Below are 12,005 nucleotides of genomic sequence, written 5' to 3' on the forward strand. Positions count from 1 at the left end.
GCTTTTTCCCGAACCGATTAAACCTGGCGGAAGGGCGGGAAGCTCCCTTTCGCAGATACATGGACCTCGGCTCCTTCAGGCAAGCGGCGCTGCTGCATGACGTCGACCTGCAACTCCAGGCCGCCGCATTCGACCCAGTAGGTCATGTCATGCCCCTTGAACTCCACGGAGAGAATTCGGCCATTCGGCTTTTCACCTTCATGGGTACGACGGATGCTTATCCGTTCGGGCCTGACGGAGAAATGCACAGCGCCGGATACGGGCTCCGTCAAGGCTAGATCGCCAAAGGGCGTCTTGGCGACGCCGCGTTGTGCCGTCGCTTCGAGCAGGTTGGTGCGGCCTAGAAAACTCGCGACGAAGGCATCGAGGGGTCGATCGTAAACCTCCTGCGCCGATCCGCTCTGGAGAATGCGACCATCGCGCATCACAGCGATGCGGTCGGCAAAACTCAACGCCTCCTCCTGGTCGTGGGTGACGAACACGATGCCGAGCCCAGACGATTTCAGGAGCCGCCTGATCTCGCGGCGGGCGGTGCTGCGCAGTGCGGCGTCGAGGTTGGAAAATGGCTCGTCGAGAAGGATTACCTCCGGCTCGCAGGCCAGGCATCGAGCAAGCGCAACGCGCTGCTGCTGCCCTCCCGAAAGCTGGTCGGGATAGCGGCGCCCAAGCCCTGCTAGCCCGACCATACCGAGATAGCGCTCGACCACTCCGGCCTCCTTGCCGCGGGCACCGAACTGGATGTTCTCTGCGACCGTCATGTGCGGGAACAACGCATAGTCCTGGAACATCATGCCGACGCCGCGCCTTTCGGCGGCGACGCCGGTTATGTCGCGGCCGGAAAGGAGTATATGGCCCTCGTCCGGCGTCTCGAACCCGGCGATCATGCGCAGCGTGGTCGTCTTGCCGCAACCGGACGGTCCGATCAGAGCGAGAATCTCGCCCGGCTGAATCTCCAGCGACAGGTCGTCGACCACGGCCGCTCCGCCGCGAACGAAGCGTCGCGACAGGCCTCGAGCCGATAGGAGGGCGGGTTTTTCCATCGTCAACTCCCTCCGCTCGCGCCGCGCAGATCCCGGCTCTCGTACTTCAGCATCAATCCGACGAAGAGGCTGGAGAACAGGATGATGCTCAGAGCGAACGGCGCGGCCTCGCCCATCATGCCCTCGTTGGTGCGGCTGAACACGTTCATCGCCAGGGTTCCATAACCCGTCGGGGCCAGCAGATAGGTGATCGGCAGTTCCTTGACGACCATGATGAAGACGAGCAGGCCGCCCGCGGCCATAGGCCGGCGCAGGCGTGGCAGCACCACGAGGACAAATGCCTGGGCGGGAGTGGAGCCGAGACCACGGGCTGCTTCCTGCTGCCTGGTCCCGATCTGCTGGAGCGCCAGACGGATCGGCCCGAACGCCAATACGAGGAAACTCATCACATAGGCGAAGAGAAGCAACGCGTAGGACTGGTAGAGGACCGGCGCGGCCTGAAGCGAGAAGAACACCATGGCCAGCGCGAATGCGAGCGGCGGTGTCGCATAGCCCAGATAGGCCAGCCGGTCGACCAGCGAGGAAATCGGGCCGGGATGGCGCAAGGTCAGGAGAACGACAGGCAGGGCGAGCGTCGTCGACAGTAGCGCGGCGGGACCGGCCGCCAAGAGCGTTCCGATCGCGGTTCTGCCAAGCTGGGCCAGATCCACTTCGGGAACACCGAGCCGCATCCAGTGGATCAGCACAAGCAGGGGAAGCCCCAGAGAGCAGAGGACCACCATCACCAGGAAGGCCCATGCCAGGACCGCCCAGCGCCCGAGCGCGATCGGCCGCGCAGGCCTTGGTGTTCCGGTCCCTGTGGAGGCAAAACGCATGTTTCTCGTCACGGCCCGCTGGAGGCAGAGCACCGCCACCGTCAGCACCAGAAGCATCAGACAGAGCCAGGCTGCGTAGGTGCGGTCGAAGGCCCCGCTGTACTGCGTGAAGATGGCGTAGCTGAAGACCTCGTATCGCATCAAGGCGATGGCCCCGAAGTCGCCGACGACGTAGAGGCCGACGATCAGCCAGCTCGCCACCAGCGCGGGCCACAGCAGCGGCAGGATGATGCGTCGGAAGATCTCCGATCGCCGCCGCCCGAGGCTTTGCGCCGATTCCTCCAGCGCAGGGTCCATTCCCAGAAAGGCCGCTCGCAGGTTCAGGAACAGATAAGGGAAAGTATAGAGCGACAGCGCGAGACCTGCGCCCCAAAGGCCATGGAGCGGCGGCAGCGCGATACCGAACCATTGCCGCACGAACCCATAGTAGCCGGAAAGACCCAGCAAGGCGTAGGCCATCACGTAGCCCGGCATTGCCAGAGGCAGCGCCATCAGGAAGGACAGAACCTTCTTGAATCGGATGTCGCTGCGCGTCACGAGCCATGCGGCGGGCAAGGCGATCAGCGTGCCTATCACGAGCACGACTGCGACCAGCTTCAGCGTGTTGAGGAGCAGCAGGAGGTTACGCTGACGGAAGACGATCTCGCCAAGTTGCGCCGGTTCCGCATCGAAAGCGCGAAGGAGCAGATACAGAGCCGGCAGGCAGGTTCCCAGAGCAACAACGAGCGCGGGAAGCACCAGCAAGGGCGACGGGCGGGATTTGTGGCCCGCCCTCGCATATGACGAAAGACCAGTCACGAGCCCGTTATAGCAGGCCGACCTCACGAAGCAGCGCAAGCGTCCCTTCGAGATCGCCGATCTGGTTGAGATCGACCTGGGGGCTGATCTCGTTCACGGTTTCGAGGGATTCAAGGGTGTCGTGCGGGATGATGCCTGAGCGCACCGGATACTCGTAGCCCTGGAGGGTGATGAATTGCTGGGCGGCCGGCGAAAGCAGGAAGTCGATGAACTTCTGTGCATTTTCCTTGTTGTCGCTCGCCTCGACGATGCCCGCGCCGGCGACGAGGATGAGATTGCCGATGTCGCCGGAAGCGAACGGCGTCTGGCCGACCGGGAACTCTGCATCCCGCGCGGTGTAGCGGCCGAGATAGTAATTGTTGACCAAGCCGAAATCGACCTCGCCATTGGCAATCGCGTCGATCTGCGTGCCGTTGTTGCGGTAGACCTTCGCATCGTTGGCGATCATGCCCTCCAGCCACTCCTTGGTGGCCTCGTCGCCATGGGCGACGCGGAAGGCCGTGACGAACGCCTGGAACCCGCCGTTCGTCGGTGCCCAGGCGACGCGCCCTTTGTACTTCTCGTCGGTCAGGTCGGCGATGCCCTGCGGCAGATCATCCTCCTCGACACGCTCCGTCGAGTAGATCAGAACGCGGTTCCTTCCGGACGTCGCGACCCATTTGTTGGCATCCGACCGAAAGGCTTCGAGGACTGCACCATTCACCTCTGCCGGCAGTTCGGCAAACGCTTCAGAGAGCGCGCCGAGCGCGCCCGCATCCTGCGCCCAGAACACATCCGCTGGGCTGTTCGCGCCTTCCTCCAGCAGCAACGTCGCGAGCTCGGATGTTCCGCCGTAGCGCACTTCGGCGGTTATGCCGGATTCGGCTTCAAACTGCCTGATCAGCGGCGCGATCAGCGCCTCGCCGCGGCCCGAGTAGATGGTGACGGATTCAGCCAGGGCAAAGGTCGTCATGCCAAGCACCAGACCGAGGCTCGCCAGGATGGTTCTCTTCATTAATGTCTCTCCTGTAACTATTTTTCCACACCCGTGAGGATGGGACGCTTGAAGCCGCGGTCGACGGATGCGGTCCGTGCGCCTTGGCAAAGCTAAGCCGGGCAGATGCGGCACATGTCCGCCATCCGCCGGCGAGCACACCAGGTGCGGCCAGTTAAGAAGACCTGCGGAGGTGGAAGTCCTGGTGAACGTTCACACGATCATCGATCGCGTCGGCTCAGATGGAGACCGCCCCTTGGTCCGTTGACGACAGATAACTATTCAAAAATTGTCCACTTTAATATCGGCCTAAGACCATTGGCCACACGTATGGGGCTAAAGTCCGATGCGGTCAGCCCGCCGGCTCGGCGCTCCGCCAGACCATCGCAGCTTCCGTGCGGTTGCGCACCTGCAGCTTCTGCAGGATGCGGGTCACGTGGTGCTTCACCGTCTTTTCCTGCATGTCGCCTTGCCGGGCGATCTCCTTGTTGGAAAAGCCGGCTGCCACCATCTTGAGCACATGCGCTTCACGCGGCGTCAGTTGTGCCAGACGGCGGTTGGTTGGGTCCCCTATGTCTGGCTCCTTCGTCTGGAACCATCCCTCGGCGCCGTTGTGTCCGGACAGGATCGCCGCTGCCAGCGTCGGCGCAACGTGGCCCGCTCCTCGCGCGATATCGCGCACCGCGTCGATCAGTGCGTTGCCTCCGACGCCTTTCAGAACGTAGCCCCGCGCGCCAAGCTTCATCGCCTTCAGGACGTCATCGCAATCCTCCGATGCGGTGAGCACGGCAACGCGCAACGCGGGCTGGCAAGCGCGGATATGCTCCAGCGCAGCGAACCCGCCACCCGGCATCGACAGATCGAGCAGGACGACATCCGGTTGCAGGTCGCGCGAAAGGTCGACAGCATCCTGTGCGCACGTCCCTTCGCCGCAGACGACGAGATCTTCCGTTTCGCCCAGCGCCATGGAAAGACCCTGGCGGAAGAGCGGGTGATCGTCGACGATCAGAACACGTGTCGTCATGTTATCGCCTCCTTGTCTTCCGGCAGACGCATGACGACGCGCGTTCCGCCGCCCTGGCGGCTGTGCAGATCGAAGCAGCCCTTAAGGCCAGCCACGCGCTCGCGCAGGCCCAGCAGGCCGAGTCCCTCTCCCCCTTCCGGTGGGGCGAAGCCGGGACCGTCGTCGCAGACCTGGACCTCGATGCCGTCCGAAGCCCTGGCGATCGCCACGGTCTGGCGTGCTCCATGCGCATGCTTCGATCCATTGTTGAGCGTTTCCTGCAGGAAACGATAGATGCAGGTCTTGGCCGCCGGCGACAGTTCTGGCAGATCGTCCTCCAGGTTCAGGACGACCTTGCGGCCCGTCCGCCGCTCATGCGCAGACACGACCTTCTTCACTATCGTCGCCACCGACCAGGCCTCTACCTCCGGCAACGCCAATCCGCTGCAGATATCACGGATCTCCTTCATTGCCTCATTGACGGCCTGGCGAACCTGTTCACGCCTGGAGTGTTGCGGGCTGTCGAGACGAAGCGCCGCAAAGGCGAGCAGCTGGACCGGTCCATCATGCAGCTCGGCGGAGATCCGCCGAAGGTTGCGCTCGTTAAAGTCGGCGATGCGATGGTTGGCCTGTTCGACACGCTGGGTAAGCCCCGTGTTTTGTTCCAGCAGCGCCGAAAGCTGATCGATCTGATCGTCCAGAGCCCGGCGCTGGAGCGAGATTGTCCTATTGCCGCGCGCGAACAGTGCATAGAGCGCCGAGAACATGCCGAGGGAGACCAGACCGACGACGAACCAGCTCTTGACGCGCGCGTCGAAAAGATGCTCCCGCAGCCTCTCCGCGGTCGTGTAGAACTCCGCCACCGCTATAATCCGGCCTGTCGTGGCCGAGCGCACCGGGCTGTACACTTCCAGAAGCGGTGCATTCCGATCGATGTCGCTGACGATATGGGATTGGCGCGCCAGCGCCGCGTCGACCCTGCCTGCAAGAGCCTGCGCCAGACCGTCGCTCACATCGAAGATGCTACCTACAAGGTCGGGATTGTCGCTGAACACGATCCGGCCACTCGGGTCCCAGAGCTTGAACGCGGAGACTTCGTCGCGGAGCGCGCCGCGCCTGACGATGAAGTCGAGCTCACGTCTGGCTTCGTCTCCAAGGCTTCCTCCATCGTCCAGTTCCTGGGTCACAGGCGCGATGAGTGCGTCGACATAGAGCGCGGTGACCGCTCCCGCGCTGTCCGTGACGCCTTCCTCGATCTCGGACGTGACCCAGAGTCCGATGGCAAGCATGCCTGCGATGAGCACAGTTCCTGACACCATCATGAATTGGGTGACGAGGTTTCCCGGTTTCGGGATCTGGCTCTCGCGCCTGGGTAGAATTGTTTCGCTCATCAGGTTCTCGACCAGTCTGACATTGGACCGCGGCAATCCACGGCCGTTCCTGCAGGCGGCCAGCGTGCTGGCACGGGGTGAACGCCATCATTGCTGAGACTATATCCGATGAAAGATCATTTTCACCGGTGCACTTGCGTCTCCTTCGATGGACTGTGCCGGGGGTGTTGCGCTTGGACCGAAGTGGCCGCCGGGCAAGACGCCAAACGTCAAAGGCGACGATCGTCAAGAAATCTGAAATTGCCTCTTGATCCTCTAGCTGCTGTAGGTCGTATGAGTGCGCTCCTGAGATCTAGGAGTGATGAATGATGACGGTGCCGCAACGCCAGACGCGCTTTCGCGTGGAGGGGATGGATTGCGCGAGTTGCGCAGCCAAAATCGACACCGCTGTTCGTCGAATCGCCACAGTCAGCGATGTGAGTGTCTCGGTCGTGGCCGGCACGATGACGGTGACCCACGGGCCTGATGCCGATCTTGATAGTGTCGCGCGCAAGGTCGGGAGCCTCGGCTACAAGGCTGCCCGTCTCACGCGCGCCGATGACGCCACTGCTCCCCGTGTCGCCGGCGCAGCACATGTCCACGGACCTGAATGCCGCCATGAGGGGCATCATCATCACGAGGGCCACACCCACGATGGCGGAGATCATCGACACGACCACGCACACGGACCCGTGGTGCGGGGGTCGGAGCACGAAAAGCACGCCCTTCACGGCATGCATGGTCATGATCATGCACCGACTGAAGGTCCATGGTGGAGCACATCCAAGGCTAAGCTGACGATCATCTGCGGCGCCGCGCTCGCCGTCGCCTTCGGGCTGTCGCAGCTTCTGCCGCAGACGCAGCCTTGGGGTTTCATCGTCGCCATGGCGGTCGGTCTCGTTCCGATTGCGCGGCGGGCGCTGTTCGGTGCGATGAACGGCAGCCCGTTCTCGATCGAGACGCTCATGACGGTAGCCGCGGTGGGGGCCGTCATCATCAATGCTGCGGAAGAGGCCGCGGTCGTCGTCTTCCTGTTCCTCGTCGGTGAACTGCTGGAGGGCATCGCGACGGGACGGGCTCGGGCCTCGATCCGCGCGCTGGCCACGCTGATGCCCAAGACCGCACTGCTGGAAAGCGAGGGCGGGACGCGGACCGTTCCGGCGGACAGCCTCACGGTCGGTTCGATCGTGATGATCCGTCCAGGCGATCGCGTGCCTGCCGACGGCGTCGTGCTTTCCGGGGAGAGCGCGGTCGACGAGGCACCGGTGACAGGCGAGTCGGTTCCCAAGCGCAAAGAGGAAGGCGACAAGGTGTTCGCCGGCACGGTGAACCAGGAAGGCGTGCTGCGTGTGCGCGTGACTGCGGCCGCAGCAGACAACACGATCGCGCGCATCATTGCGCTGGTCGAGGAGGCGCAGGAGTCGAAGGCTCCGACCGAACGCTTCATCGACCGCTTCTCCAAATACTATACGCCAGGAGTGATGGTCGTGGCGGCACTCGTGGCGATCCTGCCGCCGCTGCTGGGCGGCGCAGAGTGGAATACCTGGATTTATCGCGGCCTCGCAGTGCTCCTGATCGGCTGCCCGTGCGCCCTCGTCATCTCGACGCCGGCGGCGATCGCGGCAGGACTTTCCGCCGGCGCCCGGCGTGGCCTGTTGATGAAGGGCGGAGCTGTGCTGGAGAACCTGGGCAAGGTCGAGCGCGTTGCTTTCGACAAGACCGGAACGCTGACCGAGGGTAAGCCGAAGGTAACGGACATCGTCGGCGTCGCGCGCGACGAGCGCGAGACGCTCCGCCTCGCGGCTTCGCTGGAGGTGGGTTCCAGCCATCCGCTGGCGGTCGCGATCCTGGCAAAGGCCGAGGCCGAGAATGTGCCCGTGGTCGCCGCGTTGGAGGCAGGCGCCGTGGGCGGCAAGGGCGTGGTCGGCACGCTCGAGGGTGTGAAGCTGTTCTTCGCCTCGCCCCGGGCGGCCGGCCAGCAGGTCATGCTGGACGAGGCCCTTTCCGCGCGCATAGCCTCGCTTAACGACGAGGGCAAGACGGTGTCGGTACTGCTGGCAGGCGGTCAGGTCGCCGGTTTGATTGCGATGCGTGACGAGCCACGCGACGACGCCAAGGTAGGCATCGCCGCGCTGCGTGAACTGGGTGCTGACTCTGTCATGCTGACTGGCGACAACCAGCGCACGGCCAAGGCGATTGCCGCCTCGCTCGGGATGGAAGCGCGTGCCGAGCTCTTGCCTCAGGACAAGCAGAAGATCGTCGGCGAGATGCGGGCGACGGGTTCGTTCGTCGCCAAGGTCGGCGACGGAATCAACGATGCGCCGGCACTTGCCGCCGCCGACATCGGCATCGCCATGGGAAGCGGAACCGATGTCGCCCTGGAGACCGCAGATGCAGCGGTTCTGCACGGCCGCGTCAAGGATGTGGCGAACATGGTGGCGCTGTCGCGTGCCACCATGCGCAACATCGTTCAGAACATCGTCTTGTCGCTTGGGTTGAAGGCGGTGTTCCTCGTCACGACCGTCCTCGGTGTGACCGGGCTGTGGCCGGCGATCCTTGCCGATACCGGCGCGACGGTGCTCGTCACCGCCAACGCCATGCGGCTGCTCGCATGGCGAGGCATCAAGGATGCCTGAAGCGCGGCCTGGAGCGAATGTGGGACCTGACTATGGACACGGAGGCCACGGGCCATGACCTTCGTCAAGCTGTTCCGCATTGCCATCCTGGTAGCAATCGTGGTTCTGGGCATGTTCCTGGTTGTGTCGACACAGTTGACCGGAAAGCGCCAGCCTGCGGAAGCGTCGACCGGGGCGCCGCGTGTGGGTGGCCCTTTCTCGCTCGTGTCGCACGACGGGGACCGCGTGGACAACCAGTCCCTGAGGGGACGACCCTATGTCGTGTTCTTCGGCTTCACCCATTGTCCCGAGATTTGCCCGACGACGCTGTTCGAACTGACCGACCTGATGGGCGAGCTGGGTCCGGATGCGGACAAGCTCGAGGTCCTGTTCATCACCGTCGATCCCGAGCGCGACACCCAGGACATGCTGGCCGGCTACATGACGGCCTTCGACAGTCGCATCACCGCGCTACGGGGAACGGCCGAGGAGACCGAGGCCGCCCTTGCCGCGTTCTCCGCTTACGCGGCAAAGGTACCCCTCGAAGGTGGCCAATACACGATGGACCACACGGCAGGTGTCTTCCTCATGCGAGGCGACGGCAGCCTGGGCGGCATTCTCGACATGCACGAACCGCGCGATACGAGGCTGGAGAAACTGCGCCGTCTCGTGAGCGCCTGAACGGGACAAGACGATGCTCGACAAAGTGACCGGCAAATCCGTTGAAGACTGGAATTCCTGGTGGCTTCTGGTCGCCTGGCTGACCGCGGCCGGGTCGACGCTGGCAGCTCTGTTCATCGGTGAGATCGTGGGGCAGGCTCCGTGCAACCTTTGCTGGTTCCAGCGTGTGTTCATGTTCCCGCTCGCCATAATGCTCGGCATCGCGGCGTTCAGGCTCGATGTCGGTATCAGAATCTATGCATTGCCTCTGGTCGCAGTCGGCGCTGCGATCGCGGCGTTTCACTCGCTGATTTACTTCGGCCTCATTGATGAGGGCATAACACCATGCGCGCGCGACGGCCCGTCCTGCTCGGGCGCTGACATGACCATTTTCGGCGGCGTGCCGCTGCCGCTCGTGTCGCTGCTCGCGTTCCTCGCGATCGGCGGCAGTCTTGCCTTGTGCCGACCTGGAGTTTTCAAATGAACCGTCGACAGGTGACCATCCTATCCGTTGGATTGGCCGCAGGGGCAATCTTCGGTGCGTCTGCGCTCTACTACAATCGCGCCGGCAGCCTCGATCCGTCCGGCGCCGAAGCTCTCGTGAGGGAGCATTCTCCGGTGATGGGGCCGCCGGACGCTCCGGTGACGATCGTGGAGTTCTTCGATCCCTCGTGTGAAGCCTGCCGGGCCTTTCATCCCCTCGTGAAGAACATCCTTGCGCAGTATCCCGATGACGTCAGGGTCGTATTCCGTTACGCAGCTTTTCATGACGGTTCGGATCAGGCGGTCGGGATCATTGAGGCCGCACGACGGCAGGACCTCTTCGTGCCGGTGCTCGAAGCTCTTCTTGCCGCGCAGCCCGAGTGGGCCTTGCATGGCAACCCGAACCTCGACCGCGCGTGGCAGGCCGCCGCCGCTGCCGGCCTCGACCTCGAGCGCGCGCGCCAGGACGCGACATCGGCTGAGGTCGCGGCTGTGCTGCGGCAGGATACGAGCGATGTCGACGCGCTCGGGGTCAGGCAGACACCGACGTTCTTTGTGAACGGAAAGAGCTTGCCGTCTTTCGGACCCCAGCAGCTGATTGAGCTCGTCGAGGCCGAAGTGCAGCTTGCTCGCCAAGGCGGGTGAACTGATCGGCAATGTTTGAGCGCACTGCTGAAAGGCAGGATCACTCGTGCTCGATCTTGAGTTCGCCTGGCGGGTCCACCTGCACGGTGACGTGGTCGATCGCATAGCGCTCCTTGAGCCAGGCCGAGACGAGCGGCGGGAGGCTGAGCGGATCCGTTCCTGTCGCCGGGCTGACATGGACCGTGGCAACGCTCGTCTCGTCCGTCAGCGTCCAGGCGTGAAAGTGGCCGGCCTCGGCAACGCCCGGTATGCCTGAGAGCCCCCGCTCAGCCTCGATCGCGTCCACACCTCGCGGAACCGCTTGCAGCAGGACGCGGATTGAATCCGAGACCAGGCTCCATGCGGACCTGACGACGAGCCCCGCCACCAGCACCGAAAGGATGGGATCGAGGATCGTCCAACCGGTCAGCATGATCCCGATCGCCGCGGCGATTGCACCGACGGATCCGAGCAGGTCGCCGATGACATGCAGAAACGCGCCCCTGAGATTGCTATCGCCCTTGTTGCCCGACCACAGGATCCAGGCGCCGGCAACGTTCACGCAAAGGCCGATCACCGCGACGATCAGCATCGGGCCCGCCAGTATCTCGACCGGCGCGTTGATGCGTTGCACTGCCTCCCAGGCGATCCAGGCCACGAGCAGCAGCAGCGTCGCACCGTTGGCAAGCGCTGCCAGGACCCGCACCCGATGGAAGCCATAGGTGCGCGTGGCATCCGCCGCGCGGCGAGCGATGCGATAGGCGATCAGGGCGAGCAGCAGCGCGGCCGCGTCGGAGACCATGTGTCCCGCATCGGCGATCAGCGCGAGCGAGCCTGAAAGCCAGCCGCCGATCGCCTGCACGATGGCGTATCCGGCGGTGAAGACGAGGACGAACCGGATTCGCCGTTCATTGGAGGAGGTCACGACCTGTGAATGATCGTGTCCGTCCTCGTGCGCGTGCCCTTGATGGTCCGTTTTCGAGATCTCTGGATTTCCGGTCACATCAAGCTCCTCTGGAAAGACGCCTCATGCCCCACCACGCTACAGGTGCGAGCAGCACGACGCTCGCCATCCCGGGAAAATAGGCAAAAAGCTCTGGGGCAAACCAAGGGAAGACGATAAGGTGCGCGAGCTCGGTGATGCCCATGGCGGCGAAGAAGGTCCAGGCGAGATAGGAGCCGAAGCGATATCCGCGCATGACCAAAACCGGCATCAGCAGCCACGCTCCAACGGACAGCAGCACCAGCATGATCACCTGCCAAGAAGCGGTATCGGGAGTGACTATGCCGGTGATCGTCGCCAGCTTCTCGAAGAAGCCCATCGAGTACTCCTCGACGCGGTGAAGGGCGAAAAGTGCCAACGCCAGAAAGTACGGGATCCTGATCGCAGTGAAGGATGGGGATGCCGGAAAGAACAGCCACAGCACGAACCCGCCGACGAATCCGGAGGTGAAGATTAGCATCGTCCAGAAGCCGAAAGCGGCATAGCCGAGGGCAAGAACCGCTACGGTGAAGAGAAATGCGGCTGTGACGGTATAGGAGTTGCTGGTCATGGTCGGCCCGGCAACGCGAATGTCCAGGCACGCAGGATTAGATCCTGATCGGGCTTGTTCGGCCCACGGGT

11 protein-coding genes are annotated in these 12,005 nt (G+C 63.5%); 4 read left to right on the forward strand and 7 right to left on the reverse strand.

Annotation, left to right across the window (positions count from 1 at the left end; genetic code table 11):
- Positions 1-17: 17 nt before the first annotated feature.
- The 5 genes from ACX82Z_RS14325 to ACX82Z_RS14345 all read right to left on the reverse strand — a co-directional run bounded on the left by ACX82Z_RS14325 (position 18) and on the right by ACX82Z_RS14345 (position 6,020).
- Complete coding sequence (locus ACX82Z_RS14325) at positions 18-1,040, reverse strand: ABC transporter ATP-binding protein (RefSeq protein WP_459589680.1); 1,023 nt, start codon at positions 1,038-1,040, stop codon at positions 18-20.
- Between the two features lie 2 nt (positions 1,041-1,042).
- Positions 1,043-2,593 carry an ABC transporter permease gene (locus tag ACX82Z_RS14330; protein WP_459911800.1) on the reverse strand — a complete coding sequence of 517 codons (1,551 nt, stop codon included), beginning with the start codon at positions 2,591-2,593 and terminating at the stop codon, positions 1,043-1,045.
- 67 nt (positions 2,594-2,660) lie between these two features.
- Positions 2,661-3,647 carry an iron ABC transporter substrate-binding protein gene (locus ACX82Z_RS14335; RefSeq protein ID WP_173187429.1) on the reverse strand — a complete coding sequence of 329 codons (987 nt, stop codon included), beginning with the start codon at positions 3,645-3,647 and terminating at the stop codon, positions 2,661-2,663.
- Positions 3,648-3,978: 331 nt separating this feature from the next.
- Entirely contained in the window at positions 3,979-4,650 is a 672-nt protein-coding gene (locus ACX82Z_RS14340; RefSeq protein ID WP_459589682.1) for a response regulator, read from the reverse strand.
- Positions 4,647-6,020, reverse strand: a complete 1,374-nt coding sequence (locus ACX82Z_RS14345; RefSeq protein WP_459589684.1) for a sensor histidine kinase — start codon at positions 6,018-6,020, stop codon at positions 4,647-4,649. Before ACX82Z_RS14345 ends, ACX82Z_RS14340 begins: the two co-directional genes overlap by 4 nt.
- 308 nt (positions 6,021-6,328) lie before the next feature.
- On the opposite strand from ACX82Z_RS14345, the gene ACX82Z_RS14350 reads away from it, so the two are divergent.
- The 4 genes from ACX82Z_RS14350 to ACX82Z_RS14365 are packed head-to-tail and all read left to right on the forward strand — an operon-like array spanning position 6,329 to position 10,402.
- Positions 6,329-8,635 carry a heavy metal translocating P-type ATPase gene (locus ACX82Z_RS14350; protein ID WP_459911802.1) on the forward strand — a complete coding sequence of 769 codons (2,307 nt, stop codon included), beginning with the start codon at positions 6,329-6,331 and terminating at the stop codon, positions 8,633-8,635.
- Positions 8,636-8,689: 54 nt separating this feature from the next.
- Positions 8,690-9,295 (forward strand): SCO family protein, encoded by a 606-nt coding sequence (locus tag ACX82Z_RS14355; protein WP_459589686.1) that lies wholly within the window; start codon positions 8,690-8,692, stop codon positions 9,293-9,295.
- Positions 9,296-9,308: 13 nt separating this feature from the next.
- Complete coding sequence (locus ACX82Z_RS14360) at positions 9,309-9,758, forward strand: disulfide bond formation protein B (RefSeq protein WP_404933673.1); 450 nt, start codon at positions 9,309-9,311, stop codon at positions 9,756-9,758.
- Positions 9,755-10,402: a DsbA family protein gene (locus tag ACX82Z_RS14365; RefSeq protein ID WP_173187439.1), complete on the forward strand. Its 648-nt coding sequence runs from the start codon at positions 9,755-9,757 to the stop codon at positions 10,400-10,402. Before ACX82Z_RS14360 ends, ACX82Z_RS14365 begins: the two co-directional genes overlap by 4 nt.
- Positions 10,403-10,442: 40 nt before the next feature.
- Here ACX82Z_RS14365 and ACX82Z_RS14370 read toward each other — a convergent pair whose 3' ends face one another.
- On the reverse strand, positions 10,443-11,384 hold the full coding sequence (locus tag ACX82Z_RS14370) for a cation diffusion facilitator family transporter (RefSeq protein WP_312860483.1): 942 nt from the start codon (positions 11,382-11,384) through the stop codon (positions 10,443-10,445).
- 1 nt (position 11,385) lies between these two features.
- Positions 11,386-11,934, reverse strand: coding sequence for a hypothetical protein (locus tag ACX82Z_RS14375; protein ID WP_173187441.1), 549 nt, complete (start codon positions 11,932-11,934; stop codon positions 11,386-11,388).
- Positions 11,935-12,005: the final 71 nt, after the last annotated feature.

It is taken from the genome of Aliihoeflea sp. PC F10.4, assembly GCF_054612275.1.